This is a genomic window from Kitasatospora atroaurantiaca (assembly GCF_007828955.1).
GTDB classification, from domain to species: domain Bacteria; phylum Actinomycetota; class Actinomycetes; order Streptomycetales; family Streptomycetaceae; genus Kitasatospora; species Kitasatospora atroaurantiaca.
In genome coordinates this window covers 2744093-2763848 of the sequence record NZ_VIVR01000001.1, presented here as the reverse complement: position 1 = coordinate 2763848, position 19756 = coordinate 2744093, and the positions used below count along the sequence as shown (strand labels likewise).

Sequence of the window (19756 nt, the reverse complement as noted above, 5' to 3'; positions counted from 1 at the left end):
GGGGATGATCGGTTTCGACAGGGGAAGTCGAAACAGGAGAAGCGAGCCGAGGAACGCGGCAATGATCTCGTAAACCATCTGTCGCAAAAAAATAATCGCCAACACTACGCGCGATTCCCAGCAGTTCGCTCTCGCTGCCTAATTAGCAGCTAGAGTGCTTGGGTGTCAGACCGGGAAGTTCCCGACCCGGACCCTGGCATAATCTAGGGAACTCAACCTTCCTCCCGGGCTGCGGGGGAGGCGGGGAAATCAAACAGCAGCTGGGCCTGTTGGCGGCTTGTCCGCGTGACCGCCAGGGCCGAGAAAATCACAGCGGACTGCGCTCGGAGAAGTCCTGAATCCACTCCACTGGACCCGGGTTCGATTCCCGGCATCTCCACCACCCCATGTGCATCGAGAGCCGCCCTCCGCCACGGAGGGCGGCTTTCGTGCGTCCCGGGCCACCTCACACCGCCCCCGCGCGGCGGGTGAGAGGACGGTTCCGCAGGCGTCACAGACCACAACGAACCCGAAACCCCAGGCTCCTACCGTCGGTGGAACAGGGCACCGGCAGCAAGGGGAGAACCATGGGCACGGGAACGGTTGAACAGAGCAGAACAGGCGGCCGCTGGATCCAGGAGTGGCAGCCCGAGGACGCCGGATTCTGGGAGCGCACCGGCAGGAAGGTGGCCAACCGCAATCTGGTCTTCTCCATCCTCTCCGAGCACATCGGCTTCTCGATCTGGAGCCTCTGGTCGGTGATGGTCCTCTTCATGGGGAAGAACTACCACGTCGACCCGGCCGGCAAGTTCTTCCTGGTGGCCATGCCCACGCTGGTCGGCTCCTTCGTCCGGATCCCGTACACCTTCGCGGTGGCCCGCTTCGGCGGCCGGAACTGGACGATCGTCTCCGCCCTCCTCCTGCTGCTGCCGACGCTGGCGGCCGCGTACGTGATGCACCCGGGTACCTCGTACAGCACCTTCATGCTGGTCGCGGCGCTGACCGGGCTGGGCGGCGGGAACTTCGCCTCCTCGATGACCAACATCAACGCCTTCTTCCCGATGCGCCGCAAGGGCTGGGCACTCGGCCTGAACGCGGGCGGCGGCAACATCGGCGTGCCGGTGATCCAGCTGGTCGCGCTCGCCGTGATCACCTGGGCCGGCGCCACCCAGCCTCGGCTCGTGCTGGGCATCTACATCCCGCTGATCGTCATCGCGGCCCTGCTCGCGGCGCTGTTCATGGACAACCTGGCGCCGATGAAGAACGACACCGGCGCGCTGGCGGAGATCGTCAAGGAGAAGCACACCTGGCTGATGTCCGTCCTCTACATCGGCACCTTCGGCTCCTTCATCGGCTTCTCCTTCGCCTTCGGGCTCGTGCTGCAGAACCAGTTCGGCCGCACCCCGCTGCAGGCCGCCCAGCTCACCTTCATCGGCCCGCTGCTCGGCTCGCTGATCCGCCCGGTCGGCGGCTGGCTGGCCGACCGCGTCGGCGGGGCACGGATCACCTTCTGGAACTTCGTCGCCATGGCCGCCGCGGCCGGGCTGGTGACGTACGCCTCCTCGATCAAGTCGCTGCCCGTCTTCCTGGTCGGCTTCATCGGCCTGTTCGTCTTCGCGGGGCTGGGCAACGGCTCGACGTACAAGATGATCCCCGGCATCTTCGAGGCCAAGGCCCAGGACCGGATCGCGGCCGGTACGAGCGCCGAGGACGCGGCCGCCTGGTCCCGCCGGATGTCCGGTGCGGCGATCGGCGTCATCGGCGCGGTCGGCGCGCTCGGCGGGCTCTTCATCAACCTGGCCTTCCGGCAGTCCTTCCTGACCGCCAAGACCGGCACGCCCGCCTTCGCCTCCTTCCTCGCCGCGTACGCGGTCTGCTTCGCCCTCACCTGGGCGGTCTACCTGCGCCGCCCGGCCGCCGCCCCGGCCGCGGCCACCAGCCCCGTCCTCGCTCAGGTCTGAGCCGTGACGTACGGCTGAACCGAAGGGCGCACCTGGCCCGCCCTTCGGTTCAGCCGCCCTGCAAACCCCCGGTCCGGTCCGCTGACCAGCGAAACAAGCCGGAAATCGGACCGACCCGGGGGTGTCACGGCCGCAGGGGACGATGGCCGTCCACCCCACTCTCCCGGTCTGCCGCGGCCGTGAGGCGCCCCACCGAAGGACCCTGAGCCATGGACGACCTGACGGATTGCCTGTCCGCCGAGCCGGTGCCGCAGCCAGCCGAGGTACCCCAACCGGTCGCGGTGCCACCGCTGGCCGGATTCACCATCGGCATCACCGCCGCCCGCAGGGCCGACGAGCTCGCCGCCCTGCTCCAGCGCCGGGGCGCGGCCGTGGTCCGGGCCCCCGCGCTGCGGATCGTGCCGCTCACCGACGACACCGAGCTGCTGGCCGCCACCCGGGCCCTGGTCGCCGCGCCTCCGGACATCGCGGTGGCCACCACCGGCATCGGCTTCCGGGGCTGGATCGAGGCGGCCGAGGGCTGGAACCTCGGCGACGAACTGATCGAGTGCCTGTCCAAGTCCGTGGTGCTGGCCCGCGGCCCCAAGGCCAAGGGCGCGATCCGGGCCGCCGGCCTGCGCGAGGAGTGGTCGCCCGACTCCGAGTCCTCCGTCGAGGTGCTGGAACGCCTGCTGGAGCAGGGCGTGGACGGCCGCCGGATCGCCGTCCAGCTGCACGGCGCCCCGCTGCGCGACTTCGTGGAGTCGCTCAAGGCGGCCGGCGCCGAGGTCGTGGAGGTACCCGTCTACCGCTGGCTGCCGCCCACCGACCTGGGCCCACTGGACCGCCTGCTGGACGCCTGCTGCAGCGGCGCCCTGGACGCCGTCACCTTCACCAGCGCCCCCGCCGCGATCAGCCTGCTCGACCGGGCCGCCGAACGCGGCCTCACCGCGGAGCTGCTGCACGCGCTGCGCCGTGACGTCCTCCCGGTCTGCGTCGGCCCGGTGACCGCGGCGCCGCTGGAGGAGCTCGACATCGCCACCGTGTGGCCCGAGCGGATGCGGCTCGGCGCGATGGTGCAGACCCTGACCGCGCAGCTGCCCGACCGTGCCCGGCGCCTCGCCGTCGCCGGGCACCGCCTGGAGCTGCGCGGTCAGGCCGCTCTGGTGGACGGCGAGCTGCGGCCCGTACCGCCGGCCGGGATGGCCCTGCTGCGGGCGCTGGCGCGGCGGCCCGGCTGGGTCGTTCCGCGTGCGGAGCTGCTGCGGGCCCTGCCCGGCAGCGGGGACGACGAGCACGCCGTGGAGACGGCGATGGCTCGGCTGCGGGCTGCGCTCGGCGCGCCGCGCCTGGTCGCCACCGTGGTCAAGCGCGGCTACCGCCTCGCGGTGGACCCGGTCGCCGACCCCGGCGACAAGTACGGCGACACGGCCTGAACCCGGGGCAGTCGGCCGGCCACCAGGGGCGCGGGGAACTGCGCGAAGTCGGAAGGTGCGGCGGTGTGCCCTCCCGCTTCGCGCAGTTCCCCGCGCCCCCAATGGTTCGCCCGAGCCTCTCAGGGGCGCGGTCCTGAGCGGTGCAGCGACTTGCGGAGCCCCTGAGGGGGGTCACCTGGCGTAGGATCGTCCGTCCGCCTTTTCTCAGAGGGCGGCGACCTCCACCACCAGCAGGACGTACCTCAGGGGGCTCCTTGGGCGCGCACGGCTCAGCCCAGCAGTACACCGCCGCAACCACCGAGGCCATGCACAGCACCGCCATGCACAGCAGCACCACGACCACCGACGCCGAGACCGTCCGCGACCGCGAGATCGCCGAGGAGCAGCGTCACCTCGACACGGTCTACCACCGGCTCGAGGAGAAGCTCGCCGAGGCCGAGTACATCCTGGAGGACGCCGCCAAGCGCGTGCAGGTCGGCACGCCCGGCGCGCTCGCCGAGCGCGACGCCCAGGTGTACCGGGCCGGCGCGCACCTGCACCGGCTCAACAGCGAGTTCGAGGACTTCCTGTTCGGCCGAATCGACCTCCAGCAGGCCGACGCGCCGGAGGAGCACGGCATCCCCTCGCAGACCCCGCTCGACCCGGCCGACCCGGCCGTCGCCGAGACCCTGCACATCGGCCGCCTCGGTGTCCTCGACGCCGAGTACGGCCCGCTGGTGATCGACTGGCGGGCCCCGGCCGCCGCGCCGTTCTACCGCTCCACTCCGCTGGAGCCGGGCCGCGTCGTCCGCCGACGGGTGATCCGCTCCAAGGGCCGCAAGGTGCTCGGCGTCGAGGACGACCTGCTGCGCCCCGACCTCACCCCCACCCTGGACGGGCGCGAGCTCGCCATCGTCGGCGACGGCGCCCTGATGGCCTCGCTCGGCCGTGCCCGCAGCCACTCGATGCGCGACATCGTCTCCTCCATCCAGAAGGAGCAGGACGAGGTCATCCGGGCCGCCGCCGCGGGCGCCACGCTGGTCACCGGCGGCCCCGGCACCGGCAAGACCGCCGTCGCCCTGCACCGCGCCGCCTTCCTGCTCTACCAGGACCGCCGCCGCTACGCCGGGGGCATCCTGGTGGTCAGCCCGACCGCCCTGCTGGTCTCGTACACCGAGGGCGTGCTGCCCTCGCTCGGCGAGGAGGGCCAGGTCGCCATCCGCGCGGTCGGCAGCCTGGTCGACGGCATAGAGGCCGGCCGGTACGACACGCCGGAGGCGGCGCACGTCAAGGGCTCGGGCCGGATGGTGCCGCTGCTGCGCCGGGCGGCCAGGGCCGCGCTGGAGCTGGGTGCGCCGACCGACCTGAAGGTCTTCGCCAAGGGCGAGGTGCTGCGCCTGGACGCGGGCCGTCTGAAGGCCGTACGCGGCAATGTGATCGGCAGCGGCGGGACCCCGCTCAACCTGCTCCGCCCGCGTGCCCGCCGCCTGCTGCTGGACGCGCTCTGGTCGGAGGCGGTGCGGCACCTGCCGAAGCCGACCGACCACTACGGCCGCGAGCAGCGCCAGGAGGAGAAGGAGGCCTTCGACGAGTACGTGGCGGACGATGCGGCCTTCCTGGACTTCCTGGACGCCTGGTGGCCCGCCCTGACCCCGCGCCGGGTGCTGGCGACGCTCAAGCAGAGCCGGCACGCCAACCGGATCGCCCGCCGCGCCGTCACCCCGGACGAGGCCCGCCTGCTGGCCGCCTCCTGGCGTCACCTCTCCGACCGCGGCGAGGGGGCGCTCTCCGCCCACGACGTGGCACTGATCGACGAGCTGCAGCTGCTCCTCGGCGAGCCGGCCCGCCCCAAGGTGCGCGAGGTCGACGCCGTCGACATGCTCACCGGCCTGGACGAGGTCACCACCTACGCGGACCGGATCTCCCGGCAGCGGGAGAGGGTGCCGGTCGAGCGCACCGAGTACGCGCACATCATCGTGGACGAGGCCCAGGACCTCACCCCGATGCAGTGGCGCATGATCGGCCGCCGGGCCCGGACGGCGACCTGGACGATCGTCGGCGACCCGGCGCAGAGCTCCTGGCCGTACCCGCAGGAGGCGCAGGCGGCGCTGGACGAGGTGCTCGCGGGCAAGCCCCGCCGCCGGCACACCCTGACGGTCAACTACCGCAACCCCGCGGAGATCGCCGAGGTGGCGGCGAAGGTGCTGGCGCTGGCCGCGCCGGGCACCGCCTCGCCGAGCGCCGTCCGCTCCACCGGCATCGAGCCGCGCTTCGCGGCGGTCTCCTCGACCGACCCGGCGAAGTTCGCGGAGGCGGCCCGCGCCGAGCTGGTCCGCCTGCTCGACGAGGTGGACGGCACGGTCGCGGTGGTCGTCCCGATGGACCGCAGGGCCGAGGCCGCGGAGTGGACTGCGGGTCTCGGCGACCGCGCGGTGGCCCTGGGCAGCCTGGAGGCCAAGGGACTGGAGTACGACGCCACGGTGGTCGCCGACCCGACCGGCATCGCCGGCGAGTCCGAGGCGGGCCTGCGGGTGCTGTACGTGGCGCTGACCCGGGCCACCCAGCGGCTGACGGTGCTGTCCGGTCCTGACGACCTGCCGGACGCCGACGGCGTCCCGGCGATGCTGCTCGGCTGACGCCCCGTCATGCGGAAGGCCCCCACCACCGGTGGGGGCCTTCCGCGTTCACGTTGGTGACACCGACCCGCCATGCTCGCCTCGCGGCAAGTGGTCGCTCGAAGCGACTAAGGTTGGGCCCGGGGGCTTGGATCGAGCCGGTGTCCCGTCCAATGTAACGCATGGAGTCCGTGGGGCAGTCCGGCTCCGGCAGATTTTCAGCATGTGGACCCGGTCGCAGGAATCTCTTTGTGGGCTCTGTGCAATCAATGAACTTTATTTCTGGCTACCCACTGGTAGGTGCGACGATCGAGGTCTAGCATGCGCTGGGCGGCGCTTCAACAAAGTGTTGAACGGCACGCTCCCGCATATCTCTCAGTGGACGGAAGAAGGACGTCGATGGCGACGGTGCCCAGTGTCTCGAACTCGATCACGGTGCGGCTGGAGGTGCCGGCCACGGGCAACGCCGTCAGCTCGATCACCACTGCCGTCGAGTCCTCCGGCGGTTCGGTCACGGGTCTCGACGTCACCGCCTCCGGCCTGGAGGCGCTGCGGATCGACGTGACCGTCGCCGCGTCCTCGGTCGCGCACGGCGAGGAGATCGTCGAGAAGATCCGGGCGATCGACGGTGTCACCATCGGCAAGGTCTCGGACCGTACCTTCCTGATGCACCTCGGCGGCAAGATCGAGATGTCGTCCAAGCTGCCGATCCGCAACCGTGACGACCTGTCGATGATCTACACCCCCGGTGTCGCCCGGGTCTGCATGGCGATCGCCGAGAACCCCGAGGACGCCCGCCGCCTCACCATCAAGCGCAACAGCGTCGCCGTGGTCACCGACGGCTCCGCCGTGCTGGGCCTGGGCAACATCGGCCCGCAGGCCGCGCTGCCGGTGATGGAGGGCAAGGCGGCCCTGTTCAAGCGCTTCGCCGGCATCGACGCCTGGCCGATCTGCCTGGACACCCAGGACGCCGACGAGATCGTGGCCATCGTCAAGGCGATCGCCCCCGGCTTCGCGGGCATCAACCTGGAGGACATCTCCGCGCCGCGCTGCTTCGAGATCGAGGCCCGGCTGCGCGAGGCCCTGGACATCCCGGTCTTCCACGACGACCAGCACGGCACCGCGATCGTCGTCCTGGCGGCCCTCACCAACGCCCTGCGGGTGGTCGGCAAGGACATCTCCGAGATCCGCGTGGTGATGTCGGGCGCCGGCGCGGCCGGTACCGCCATCCTCAAGCTGCTCCTGGCCGCCGGCGTCGAGCACGCCACCGTCGCGGACGTGCGCGGTGTGGTCCACAGCGGCCGGGAGGACCTCAACGACTCGCTGCGCTGGATCGCCGAGCACACCAACCGTTCGGGCCGCACCGGCACCCTCAAGGAGGCCGTGGCGGGCGCGGACGTCTTCATCGGCGTCTCGGCCCCGAACGTGCTGGACGGCGAGGACCTGGCCACCATGGCCGAGGACGCGATCGTCTTCGCCCTGGCCAACCCGGACCCGGAGGTCGACCCGGCCGTGGCCCGCCAGACCGCCGCCGTGGTCGCCACCGGCCGCAGCGACTTCCCGAACCAGATCAACAACGTGCTGGTCTTCCCCGGCGTCTTCCGCGGCCTGCTGGACGCGCAGAGCAAGACCGTCAACACCGAGATGATGATCGCTGCCGCCCGCGCGCTGGCCACCACCGTCGCGGACGACCAGCTCAACGCCAACTACATCATCCCCAGCGTCTTCCACCCGGACGTCGCCAAGACCGTGGCGGCGGCCGTCCGCGAGGCCGCCGTGGCGGCGCGCGGCGAGGGCGAACTCGCCCCGTCGAAGCCCACCCCGGGCATCGTCGGGACGCTGGACACGACCTCGTTCCCGGCCGTTCGGCTCTGATCTCGGCGTCACCGGAGTGTCACTGTTGCTCGGTCAAATGACCGATTGACGACCCTGCCCGGCCGTACACGCCCCGAACCCTTGCGACACAAGGGGAAGGGGCGTGTTTGGGCTTGTCGGTGCCAGGGCGTACGGTAGCCCTGCACGGGGCAGGCGTGTCCGACAAGTACGGAACGTCCCCTTGGCATCTCGGCGTGTCGTCCCGACCGCCGCCCGCGCCGGTCCGCCGGAGCCGACGGAGTGTCACAACTTCGCCGGGCGGGCGCTGTTCGGGTCAATCTCGCCGGAGCCCGATTGGCTTTCTCAGTGCCGGTCGGGGCAGGATTCGTACCCAGGCAGTGCGGTTTGAGGCGCTTCGGGGTGCAAGCCCGACCCCTGACCAACCCTCGCCTGAATGAGCACAGTGTGCGGACCAGCGGCCCAGCCGGGTTCCCCCGGAGGGACGACCGATGGGGCCCCCGCACACCGCAACGCGAACAGACCACAGGAGTACACATGAACCGCAGTGAGCTGGTGGCCGCTCTGTCCGAGCGCGCCGAGGTGACCCGCAAGGACGCCGACGCCGTTCTGGCTGCCTTCGCCGAGGTCGTCGGCGAGGTCGTGGCCAAGGGTGACGAGAAGGTCACCATCCCCGGCTTCCTGACCTTCGAGCGCACCCACCGTGCCGCTCGTACCGCCCGCAACCCGCAGACCGGCGACCCGATCCAGATCCCGGCCGGCTACAGCGCGAAGGTCAGCGCCGGTTCGAAGCTGAAGGAAGCCGCCAAGGGCAAGTAAGTCCTTGTAGCTCGTGACAGAGGCCCGGTCCCCCTCGCGGGGGGACCGGGCCTCTGGCCGTTCCGGGCCCTCAGGGCCGTCCAGGGGGGATCAGGCCGTCACCAGCTCCTCGCTGGGCAGCTCGACATGGGCGCCGAGGTCACGGAGCTTCTCCATGAAGTTCTCGTAGCCGCGGTTGATCAGGTCGATGCCGTGCACGGTGGAGGTGCCCTCGGCGGCCAGGGCCGCGATCAGGTACGAGAAGCCGCCGCGCAGGTCGGGAATGACGAGCTCGCCGCCGATCAGCTTGGACGGGCCGGAGACCACCGCCGAGTGCAGGAAGTTGCGGGCGCCGAAGCGGCACGGGGTGCCGCCCAGGCACTCGCGGTACAGCTGGATGTGCGCGCCCATCTGGTTCAGCGCGGTGGTGAAGCCCAGCCGGGACTCGTACACGGTCTCGTGCACGATGGACAGGCCGGTGGCCTGGGTCAGCGCGACCACCAGCGGCTGCTGCCAGTCGGTCTGGAAGCCGGGGTGGACGTCCGTCTCCAGGACGACGGCCTTGAGCTCGCCGCCCGGGTGCCAGAAGCGGATGCCCTCGTCGTCGACCTCGAAGGCGCCGCCGACCTTCCGGAAGGTGTTGAGGAAGGTCATCATCTCCAGCTGGCGTGCGCCCCGGATGTAGATGTCGCCCCGGGTGGCCAGCGCCGCGCAGGCCCAGGAGGCGGCCTCCAGGCGGTCCGGCAGAGCGCGGTGGGTGTAGCCGCCGAGCTCGTCCACGCCGGTGATCAGGATGGTGCGGTCGGTGCCCATCGAGATGATCGCGCCCATCTTCTGCAGCACGCAGATCAGGTCGACGATCTCCGGCTCGATGGCCGCGTTGCGCAGCTCGGTGACGCCCTCGGCGAGGACGGCCGTCAGCAGCACCTGCTCGGTCGCTCCGACCGACGGGTACGGCAGCTCGATCTTGGTGCCGCGCAGGCGCTGCGGGGCGACCAGGTAGGTGCCCTGCGGGTGCTTCTCGATGGTGGCGCCGAACTGGCGCAGCACCTCGAAGTGGAAGTCGACCGGGCGGCCGCCGATGTCGCAGCCGCCGAGGCCCGGGATGAAGGCGTGGCCGAGGCGGTGCAGCAGCGGGCCGCAGAACAGGATCGGGATGCGCGAGGAGCCGGCGTGCGCGTCGATGTCGGCGACGTTGGCGCTCTCCACGTGCGAGGGGTCGAGGATCAGCTCGCCCTCCTCGTCGCCGGTGCGCACCGTCACACCGTGCAGCTGGAGCAATCCGCGCACAACCTTCACATCGCGGATGTCCGGGACGTTACGCAGTCTGCTGGGGCCCGTGCCCAGCAGGGCAGCGACCATGGCCTTGGGGACCAGGTTCTTCGCACCGCGGACGCGGATCTCGCCTTCGAGCGGGTTACCGCCGTGGACCAGCAGGACGTCGTCGGTCATCGTTCTCGCAATCCGGGATGCCAGGGGGAGCGGGGCAGGGCTTCTGCGGTGGCGCTGTGCGGGGTGGCTACGGGGCCGGGGGGTCGGTCCCGACGTGGCCGGGGAGCGGGTCTCGACCGAGTCGAGGGGCCACCACCCTCGTAGATGGTAATGGGCGGCCGATTGGTTCCTTTGCGCCCCATTAGTGATCGTGCTCTCTCCGGGTGGACTCCGACCGCCCGGTTCGGCCGTACGGGTGTTCGGCGACCGAGTCCGGGTTTCGTGTTGGGCGCCCGTCCGGGGCCGGACTGCGGGATCATGTGGGCATGACCCCGGCCCTCTCCCACACCGGCCGACTCCTCGTCGCGACGCCCCTGCTGACCGACCCGAACTTCGTCCGGGCCGTCGTGCTGCTCCTCGACCACGATGCCCAGGGCGCGCTCGGCGTGGTGCTCAACCGCCCGACCCCGATCGAGGTCGCCGCGGTGCTCGACGGGTGGGCCGACCTGGCCGGACGTCCCTCCGTGGTGTTCCAGGGCGGCCCGGTGGCGCTCGACTCGGCGCTCGCGGTCGCGGTGGTGCCCGGCGAGCCGGGGCAGGCCGAACCGCTCGGCTGGCGGCGGGTGCACGGTGCGATCGGCCTGGTCGACCTGGAGGCGCCGCCCGAGGTGCTGGTCGGCGAGCTCGGCGGCCTGCGGGTGTTCGCCGGGTACGCGGGCTGGTCGCCCGGCCAGCTGGAGAACGAGCTCGCCGAGGGCGCCTGGTACGTCGTCGACTGTGAGCCTGGCGACATCTTCTGTCCGGAGCCGGAGCGGCTCTGGCGCTCGGTGCTGCGCCGCCAGCGGGGGCCGCTGGCGATGCTGGCCACCTATCCGGACGACCCGACGCTGAACTGACCGTCCTCCCGATGCTGGCCCGCTCCGGAGCCGCCCCCATAGACTTGGCACCTATGAGCACTCTTGAGCCCGAGCGCGGCCTCGGCACCGGCACCCTGGTCGAGCCCGTCCCCCAGGTCTCCCATGGGGACGGCGACCACGAGCGCTTCGCGCACTACGTCCAGAAGGACAAGATCATGGAGAGCGCCCTCTCGGGCTCTCCCGTGGTGGCGCTGTGCGGCAAGGTCTGGGTGCCCGGGCGTGACCCGAAGAAGTACCCGGTCTGTCCGATGTGCAAGGAGATCTTCGACGGCATCGGCAAGCCCGAGGGCGGCGACGACAAGAGCTGAGCCGCACGAGCTGAGCCGCATGAGCTGACCTGCGCATTGGTCTATGCCAGTGCGGGGTGGGCGGGGCAGGATGGGCCGCATGGACCTCATCCCTGCCCCGCAGCGCGTCCAGACGTGGGAGCCCCACGAGTGGACGTTCGAGCTGTCTGCGAAGACCCGGATCGCCGCGGCCCACGGGGCCGAGGGCGTCGCCCGCTGGCTGCGCGCGGAGCTGAGCGCCGCGACCGGGTTCACCTTCGACGCGTGCTCGCTCGACGAGGGCCGCCGCACGGCGCACGCCGTCTGCCTGGACTTCGACCCCGAGCTGCGGGCGAGCTCCGGCCGTGAGGCGTACCGGATGTCCGTCGACGTGTACGGCGCGAGCATCCGCGGCGGCGGGCGGCCGGGCCTCTTCTACGCCGCACAGACCCTCCGCCAGCTGCTCGGGCCCCGGGCCTTCCGGAAGGCACCGATCGACGGCCCGCGCTGGAAGATCCCGGACATCCTGATCGAGGACGCTCCCCGCTTCGGCTGGCGCGGCGTTCTGCTGGACGTCTCCCGGCACTTCCTGCCCAAGGCGGACGTGCTGCGCTTCCTCGACCTGATGGCCGTGCACAAGCTCAACGTGCTCCACCTGCACCTCACGGACGACCAGGGCTGGCGGGTCGAGATCAAGCGCTACCCGCGGCTCACCGAGGTCGGCGCCTGGCGGGAGCGCTCGATGGTCGGGTTCCGGGCGGGGGAGCGCAGGGACGACCGGCCGCACGGGGGTTACTACACCCAGGACGACCTGCGCGAGATCGTCTCGTACGCCACGAAGCGGCACATCACCGTCGTCCCCGAGATCGACCTGCCGGGCCACTCCCAGGCCGCCATCGCGGCCTACCCGGAGCTCGGGAATGCCGATGTGGTGGACACCGCCGCGCTGGGCGTCTGGACCGACTGGGGGATCAACCCCAACGTACTGAACGTCTCCGAGGGGACGCTGCGCTTCTTCGAGGGCGTCCTGGAGGAGCTGCTGGAGATCTTCCCCTCCGAGTTCATCCACCTCGGCGGCGACGAGTGCCCCAAGGACCAGTGGCGGGCCAGCCCGGCCGCCCAGGCCCGGATCAAGGAGCTGGGGCTGGCCGACGAGGACGAGCTGCAGAGCTGGTTCATCCGGCACTTCGACCGCTGGCTGGCGGCCCGCGGGCGCCGGCTGATCGGCTGGGACGAGATCCTCGAAGGGGGCCTTGCCATTGCTGCCGAGCCGAAGGGCGCGCCGGTGGCGAAAGCGACGAGCGACAAGCGACCGACGAAGGAGGGAGCGCCGGAGGGAGGAGCGTCGGCACCGGACGATGAGCGCCCGGAGGCGAGGCGGCGGTCACGTGCCGCAGTGTCCTCCTGGCGGGGCTACGCGGGCGGGGTCGCCGCCGCGAGGGCCGGCCACGACGTGGTGATGTGCCCCGAGCAGCACGTCTACCTGGACCACCGGCAGGCGGCCGGCGAGGACGAGCCCATCCCGGTCGGGTACGTCCGCAGCCTGGAGGACGTCTACCGCTTCGAGCCCGTACCGGCGGAGCTCGACGAAGCGGCCGCCCGCCATGTGATCGGGACCCAGGCCAACCTGTGGACGGAGTTCATGGCCGACGCCCGGGACATCGACTACCGGGCCTTCCCCAGGCTCGCGGCCTTCGCGGAGGTGGCCTGGTCCGCCCCCGCCGCCCGCGACTTCGCCGACTTCGAGCGGCGGATGACCACCCACTACGCCCGGCTGGACGCCCTCGGCGTCGAGTACCGCCCGCCCGGCGGCCCGCACCCCTGGCAGCGCCGTCCCGGCGTCGTCGGCCGTCCGCTGGACGGGCCTCCGCCCGCCGGGTGATCCGGGCCGGGCCGTGCCGCGGGGAACTCGTCCGGGCGGCGGAACGTCAAGAACTGATGAACATCTGATCCCGTTCGGACGGTACCGGGACGGAGGCCGCCCGGATTCGTCCGGGATTCTTCCGGCTTGCCCGTGACCCGGGAAATGATCACCGAGCATTGTGTGCCAGAGTTGCCCAACCCGCACCGATCGCCCGTACCCTACGGGCCAGGCCGCACTGCAGATGGGGGCACCCCCGGCCAGGGCCAGGGGGAGGGGCAGGCAGTTGATGAGCAAGTGGAGCACGGTGGAATCCTGGTGAACCGGACGATCATGCTGCCGGCCTCGCTCGACGAGGCCGTCGAGGCGCTGGCCGCCACTCCCGGCGCAGTGCCGGTGGCCGGTGCCACCGACCTGATGGAAGCCGTCAACGCCGGGCGGCTCCGCCCCGCCGCCCTGATCGGCCTCGGCCGGATCACCGAACTGCGCGGCTGGCGCTACGAGGACGGCGGCACCGCCGTCCTCGGCGCAGGGCTGACCCACGCCCGGATGGACCGCCCGGACTTCGCCGCACTGATCCCCGCCCTCGCCGACGCCGCCCGGACCGCAGGCCCCCCGCAGGTCCGCAACGTCGGCACCCTCGGCGGCAACATCGCCACCGCCGCCCCCGCCGGCGACACCCTCCCCGTGCTCGCCGCCCTCGAGGCCACCGTCACCCTCGCCCGGGCCGGCGCCACCCGCGAGGTCCCGGTCAGCCACCTGCTCACCGGCCTCGACCCGCTGCGACCCGGCGAACTGCTCACCTGGGTCCGGGTGCCCCTGCTGCACGCCCCGCAGGTTTTCCTCAAGTCCACCGGCCGCAGCGGCCCGGCCCGCGCCGCCGCCTCCGTCGCCCTCGTCCTCGACCCCGCCAGGCGCGCCGTGCGCTGCGCCGTCGGTGCCGTCGCCCCCGTACCGCTGCGGCCGCTGGAGGCCGAGGCCTGGGTGGCCGGCTGCATCGACTGGGACGCCCGGGGCGAGGAAGGGGCCGTCACCATCGACCCCGCCGCCGCGGCCGCCTTCGGCGAGTACGTGGCCGGCGCCTGCATCCCCGACGGGGCGCTGGACGGCGAGGGGGCGGGCGCAACGGCCGCGCGGCTGCGGCGTACCGTATCGGTGCTGGCCCGACGGGCACTGGGAAGGGCGCTGAAGTGACGGACCACCACCCGATCGACCTCGGCGGCGACGCGCTGGGCAGTGGCGCGCCGGGCGGCATCGCGCTGGGCGGCGAAGCGCGGCCCTGCGCCTCGTACACGCTGCGCGTCAACGGCTTCGAGCGGCCCGTCACGGACGCCTGGATCGGCGAGAGCCTGCTCTACGTGCTCCGCGAACGGCTCGGCCTGGCCGGCGCCAAGGACGGATGCGAGCAGGGCGAGTGCGGTGCCTGCTCGGTGCAGGTGGACGGGCAGCTGGTGGCCGGCTGCCTGGTGCCCGCAGCCCTGGCTTCCGACAGCGAGATCGCCACCGTCGAGGGACTCTCCGCCGGTGGCGCGGCCAGCGACGTGCAGCAGGCGCTCGCCGACTCGGGGGCCGTGCAGTGCGGCTACTGCACCCCCGGCATGGCGATGGCCGTGCACGACCTGCTCCAGCGCAACCACCGGCCGAGCGAGGTGGAGGCCCGCCAGGCGCTCTGCGGCAACCTGTGCCGATGCACTGGCTACCGGGGTGTGCTGGCGGCCGTCCAGACCGTCGCGGAGGCCCGCAGTGCCCTGCTGGAGGAGGAACTCCAGGAGGCCGCGGCCGAGAAATCGTCGGCCGAGGCGACGGCGGCCGAGACACCGGCGACCGACGGGTCCGCACCGGCCGGGCACCCCGCGCCCCCGGTGGTCGCCCAGGCCGCCGCCGACCTGCCGCTGGCCGGCGAGCTCCCGCTGTACGCCGACTCCGAGGTCTGGGTCGAGGCCGACCAGCCGTACCCGGTGCAGCCGACCGCGGAGGGCACCGGCGTGGGCGTCGGCATCGACTACGGCGTCGCCGCCACCACCCACCAGACCGGCGTCTACGAGCCCGGCGGCTACCCCGCGGCCTACACCGCGACCCCGCCGCACGGCACGCCCTACGACAGCTCCTACGAGGCCCCCGCGTACGAACCGGCGTACGACGCCTCCTACGACGCGGCCTACGACCCGAACCGCTACGAGGCCACGCCCGCCCACGGCACCGCCCACGACGGACAGCCGTACGGCGGCACGCCCGCCCACGGCACGCCGTACATCCCGACCCCCGCCCACGGCACGGTGTACGAGAACCCCGTGTACGACGGCAGCACCCCCGCCCACGGCATTCGGCTCCCCGAGGACGACCGCGCATGACCTCGCCCACCGACCTCACCTCGGCGGCCTCCGTCGCCGACGAGGCGCAGGCCACCGAGCCGTTCGGCCTCGGCAGCTCCGCGCTGCGCAGCGACGCCCTCCCCAAGGCGCTCGGCATCTACCCCTACGCCGCCGACCTGTGGGCCGAGGGCCTGCTCTGGGGCGCCGTCCTGCGCTCGCCGCACCCGCACGCCCGCATCGTCTCCGTCGACACCTCCGCCGCCCTGGCCGTCCCCGGCGTGCACGCCGTCATCACCGCCGCCGACCTGCCCGCAGGGCCCGAGGGCACCCAGGACGGCGCCCCGCACGGCCCGATCGTCGCCGACCGGCCGATCCTGGCGGCCGGAGTGGTCCGCCACCACGGCGAGCCGGTCGCCGCCGTCGCCGCCGACCACCCCGACACCGCGCGGCTCGCCGCCGCCGCCATCGTGGTCGAGTACGAGCTGCTGGAGCCGGTCACCGACCCCGAGCAGTCCTTCAACGTCCCGCCGCTGCACCCCGACGGCAACCTCTTCCGCCACCTGCCGCTGCGCAGCGGCGACGCGGAGGCGGTCGGCGAGGTCATCGTCGAGGGCCTCTACCAGGTCGGCCGTCAGGACCCGGCCCCGATCGGTGCCGAGGCCGGCCTCGCCGTCCCCCGCCCCGACGGCGGCGTCGAGCTGCACCTCTCCTCCACCGACCCGCACGGCGACCGCGACCGCACCGCCGCCTGCCTCGGCCTGGAGCCGGACCGCGTCCGCCTGGTCGTCACCGGCGTCCCCGGCGCCACCGCCGACCGCGAGGACCTCTCCTTCCAGGTCACCCTCGCCCTGCTCGCCCTGCGCACCGGGCGCCCCGTGAAGATGACCCTCACCCGCGAGGAGTCCTTCCACACCCACACCTCGCGCCACCCCGCCCTGCTGCGCTACCGCCACCACGCGGACGCCGAGGGCAGGCTGGTCAAGGTCGAGGCGCAGATCCTGCTGGACGGCGGCGCGTACGCCGACGTCTCCTCGGAGGCGCTGGCCGCCGCCACCGCCTTCTCGGTCGGCCCGTACGTCTGCCCCAACGTCTTCGTGGACGCCTGGGCCGTGCGCACCAACAACCCGCCCGCCGGGCGGATGCGCGGCGAGGGCGCCCTGCAGACCTGCTTCGCGTACGAGTCCCAGCTCGACCAGCTGGCCGCCCGGCTCGGGATCGACCCGCTGGAGATCCGCCGGCGCAACGCCATGGCGACCGGCGATCCGATGCCCACCGGACAGGCCGTCACCTGCCCCGCCCCGGTCGCCGCACTGCTCGACGCGGTCGCCGAGTCGCCGCTGCCCGTTCTCCCGGTGGACGACCCCGAGGGCGACTGGCTGCTCCCGGGCGGCCCGGGAGGTGCCGGCGACCCCTCCGCCGTGCGGCGCGGGATCGGCTACGCGGTCGGCATGGTGCACATGCTGGGCGCCGAGGGCGAGGACGAGGTCTCGACCGCGACCGTCCGGGTCAGCGGCGACCACGCCACCGTGATCTGCGCCGCCGTCGACTCCGGCCAGGGCTTCGCGACCCTGGCCCGGCAGATCGTCCAGTCCGTGCTCGGGGTCACCGAGGTCTACATCGCGCCGGTCGACAGCGACCAGTCCATCGCCGGCCCCTCCGCCAGGGGCCGGCACACCTGGGTGTCCGGCGGAGCGGTCGAGCGGGCGGCGCTGATGGTGCGTCACCAGCTGCTCCAGCCGATCGCCGCCAACTTCGGCATGTCGGTCGAGCTGCTCTCGATCGCCGACGGCAAGATCACCTCGTACGACGGCGTGCTCGGCATGCCGGTCAGCGAGGCCCTGGAGGGCAAGGAGCTCTGGGCCACCGCCCAGTGCCGCCCGCACCCGACCGAGCCGCTGGACGAGGCCGGGCAGGGGGACGCCTTCGTCTCCATCGCGTTCTGCGCGATGCGGGCGGTGGTCGACGTGGACATCGAGCTCGGCGCTGTCCGGGTCGTCGATGTGACGGTGGCCCAGGACGTCGGCCGGGCACTCAACCCGCGCCAGATCGAGGACCGGATCGAGGCCGGCGTCGCCCAGGGCATCGGCCTGGCCCTGCTGGAGGACCTCCGTACGGAGGGCGGCCGGCTCGCCAACCCCTCCCTGACCGGCTACCGCCTGCCGACCGCCCTGGACACCTGCGACGTGCGGATCGCCGCCCTGCTGGAGGAGCGCGACGTGGTCGCCACCTTCGGCGCCAAGGCCGTCAGCGCCGTCCCGGCGGTGGTGGCTCCGGCGGCCGTGGCCGCGGCCGTCCGCGCGGCGACGGGCCTGCCGGTCGGGCGTCTGCCGATCCTCGCCGAGGACGCGATCGTCGGCTGAGGCGGCTGCTTGCCCGGCGGATCCTCAACAGAGCCTCAAATGCGTGGTGGAGAAGCCGTGCAGGGGCGTGGGGGCCTGCCCATGTCAGCTTGTCGGGCGATACGATCGAACGGACCCGTGTCCACTGCCCTCACGGGCGGGCGGTAACACGTGGTCCGCAGTATCCGACTGACGGGGTAACGGGGTAGGGATGACGCTGACCAAGACCTTGCGCGCGCTCAGCGCCACGATGCTGGCCGGCGGCCTGCTGCTGACCTCCGCCACGGGCGCCTCGGCGGACCAGGTCCGTGACGGGCAGTGGCCCAACCAGGTGTTCAACCTGGACAAGGTGTGGTCGGTGAGCAAGGGCGACGGCGTGATCGTCGCGGTCATCGACAGTGGTGTGGATGCCAGTCACCCTGACCTGGCGGGCAATGTACTGCCGGGGTCCGACCCGAGCGGCAAGGGGCTCAATACGCGCCCGACTGATCCGCACGGCACCAAGATGGCCGCCCTGATCGCCGCGCACGGCCACGGTGACGGAGCCGGCGTGGTCGGTCTGGCGCCGGGCGCGAAGATTCTCCCCATCTACAAGGGGACCGACAGCGGCAGCGATGCAGTCCCCCAGGGAATTCGCTGGGCGGTGGAACACAACGCCAAGGTCATCAACATCTCGCTGGCCGGCCTTATCGGCGGCAACGAGTTGACCGAAGCCATTGCCTTTGCTGCCCAGCATGACGTGCTGATCGTGGCAGGTTCAGGGAACGACGGGTCGGCAGTCGCCTCCCCGGCGAAGGAGTCGGGCGTGCTGGCCGTCGGTGGGGTCGACAAGGCCAACACCGTCTGGAAGGGCTCCAATTTCGGTCCGGAGGTCCTGCTCTCGGCCCCGGCCGTCGACATCGTGAGCGCCGGCAGTTGCGACGGGCGACAGTACTGCATCTCGACCGGTACTTCCGATGCGACGGCCTACGTCTCCGGGGCTGCTGCGCTGATCCGCGCCAAGTATCCGAAGCTGACGGCAGGTCAGGTCGCGAACCGCCTGATCAAGTCGGCGCTCGTCCCTTCCGCGCTCAAGGGCGCCAAGCTGCCGGACGAGCACTATGGTTACGGAATCATCCGGCCGTACGAGGCCCTCACTCAGAACATTCCGGCCGGATCCGCCCAAGGGCCGCTTGGCAAGCCTGCCGGATCCAGCTCGGGTGACACGCAGTCGCCGGGTGCAACTTCTCCCAGCACCACGGGGCCTGACGCCACGGATCCTGCCGCCGTACCGCCTCTGGCGGTCGACGACTCCGACGGGACCATCGCGACCGTGTTCTACGCGCTGGGTTTCGGTCTGGTAATCCTCGCCGCACTGGTTGCCGTGATCGTCGTGGTCAGCCGCCGCCGTCGGGCCCCGGCAGCCGGGCAGCCCGGACCGGCTCCGTACGGGACTCCGCCGGGGGCCTGGCCGCAGGCCCAGCCGCCGTACCCGAACCAGCCGCAGCCGCCGTACGGCACCCAGGCGCCGCCGCCCGGCTACCCGCCCCAGCAGCCCTACCAGAACCCGTACAGCCAGGACGGGAACCAGCAGCGCTGAGGGTGTGTCAGCACCCTCCGTGTAAGCGATACGATCGAACACCCTAGCTATCCAGCCGCCCGCTCACCCGGGCGCATTCACGACCCGCCGGAGCCAGTGCCAGACGGGGAAGCATCGACACTCCAGGGGGAGAGAGCCGTATGTCCGACGGATTTCGGGTCAACACCGACGAGTTGGAGGCGGTCGTCAAACGACTGCGTGCCCTCCAGCAGAACCTCGGCCAGACCGCGAACAAGTCCAAGTACAACACCGTCGTCCCGCGCGCGGACTTCGGTGGAAATTTCGCCGAGGCGGAGGCGCTGCACGCGGCGCACGACAACATGCAGCGGTTCCTGGCCAAGCAGATCTCGGATCTGGACGCCCTGATCAACGACTTCGGTGACAAGGCGCAGGCGAACAACGACGGGTACCGGGGCAGCGACGCGGACCAGGCTGCCCGCATGAACACCCAGCAGAGCGGCGGTAGGTGAC

Annotated in this window: 13 protein-coding genes, 1 other RNA gene and 1 pseudogene; 14 read left to right on the top strand and 1 reads right to left on the bottom strand. The window is 72.0% G+C overall.

Features of this window, described 5'->3' with window-relative positions:
* From ssrA to FB465_RS12750, 6 genes are all read left to right on the top strand, one after another.
* Positions 1-382, top strand: a transfer-messenger RNA (tmRNA) gene (gene ssrA, locus FB465_RS12775).
* Positions 383-566: 184 nt separating this feature from the next.
* The gene (locus FB465_RS12770; protein ID WP_145790389.1) at positions 567-1940 is read left to right on the top strand and encodes a nitrate/nitrite transporter; all 1374 of its coding nucleotides are present in this window, start codon (positions 567-569) and stop codon (positions 1938-1940) included.
* 209 nt (positions 1941-2149) lie between these two features.
* Entirely contained in the window at positions 2150-3355 is a 1206-nt protein-coding gene (locus tag FB465_RS12765; protein WP_145790388.1) for a uroporphyrinogen-III synthase, read from the top strand.
* A 305-nt stretch (positions 3356-3660) separates the two neighbouring features.
* Positions 3661-5970: a HelD family protein gene (locus tag FB465_RS12760; protein WP_425461247.1), complete on the top strand. Its 2310-nt coding sequence runs from the start codon at positions 3661-3663 to the stop codon at positions 5968-5970.
* A gap of 378 nt (positions 5971-6348) precedes the next feature.
* Positions 6349-7824 (top strand): NAD-dependent malic enzyme, encoded by a 1476-nt coding sequence (locus tag FB465_RS12755; RefSeq protein WP_145790386.1) that lies wholly within the window; start codon positions 6349-6351, stop codon positions 7822-7824.
* 495 nt (positions 7825-8319) lie between these two features.
* Positions 8320-8601 (top strand): HU family DNA-binding protein, encoded by a 282-nt coding sequence (locus FB465_RS12750; protein ID WP_104816345.1) that lies wholly within the window; start codon positions 8320-8322, stop codon positions 8599-8601.
* 90 nt (positions 8602-8691) lie between these two features.
* Here FB465_RS12750 and murA read toward each other — a convergent pair whose 3' ends face one another.
* Positions 8692-10032, bottom strand: coding sequence for a UDP-N-acetylglucosamine 1-carboxyvinyltransferase (gene murA, locus FB465_RS12745; protein WP_145790384.1), 1341 nt, complete (start codon positions 10030-10032; stop codon positions 8692-8694).
* Positions 10033-10337: 305 nt separating this feature from the next.
* Between murA and FB465_RS12740 the strand changes: the two genes are divergently transcribed.
* From FB465_RS12740 to FB465_RS12710, 8 genes and pseudogenes are all read left to right on the top strand, one after another.
* Entirely contained in the window at positions 10338-10907 is a 570-nt protein-coding gene (locus FB465_RS12740) for a YqgE/AlgH family protein (RefSeq protein WP_145790382.1), read from the top strand.
* A 53-nt stretch (positions 10908-10960) separates the two neighbouring features.
* Positions 10961-11236, top strand: a complete 276-nt coding sequence (locus FB465_RS12735) for a DUF3039 domain-containing protein (RefSeq protein WP_145790381.1) — start codon at positions 10961-10963, stop codon at positions 11234-11236.
* 79 nt (positions 11237-11315) lie between these two features.
* Positions 11316-13076: a beta-N-acetylhexosaminidase gene (locus FB465_RS12730; RefSeq protein ID WP_145790379.1), complete on the top strand. Its 1761-nt coding sequence runs from the start codon at positions 11316-11318 to the stop codon at positions 13074-13076.
* Between the two features lie 312 nt (positions 13077-13388).
* Positions 13389-14249 carry an FAD binding domain-containing protein gene (locus tag FB465_RS35780; protein ID WP_170290803.1) on the top strand — a complete coding sequence of 287 codons (861 nt, stop codon included), beginning with the start codon at positions 13389-13391 and terminating at the stop codon, positions 14247-14249.
* 83 nt (positions 14250-14332) lie between these two features.
* Positions 14333-14789: pseudogene (locus tag FB465_RS36905) on the top strand ((2Fe-2S)-binding protein); the annotation flags it as partial.
* Between the two features lie 613 nt (positions 14790-15402).
* Positions 15403-17727: a xanthine dehydrogenase family protein molybdopterin-binding subunit gene (locus FB465_RS12720; protein WP_145790376.1), complete on the top strand. Its 2325-nt coding sequence runs from the start codon at positions 15403-15405 to the stop codon at positions 17725-17727.
* 190 nt (positions 17728-17917) lie between these two features.
* Positions 17918-19285, top strand: coding sequence for a S8 family serine peptidase (locus FB465_RS12715; RefSeq protein WP_145790374.1), 1368 nt, complete (start codon positions 17918-17920; stop codon positions 19283-19285).
* A 140-nt stretch (positions 19286-19425) separates the two neighbouring features.
* The gene (locus FB465_RS12710) at positions 19426-19755 is read left to right on the top strand and encodes a hypothetical protein (protein WP_145790372.1); all 330 of its coding nucleotides are present in this window, start codon (positions 19426-19428) and stop codon (positions 19753-19755) included.
* Position 19756: the final 1 nt, after the last annotated feature.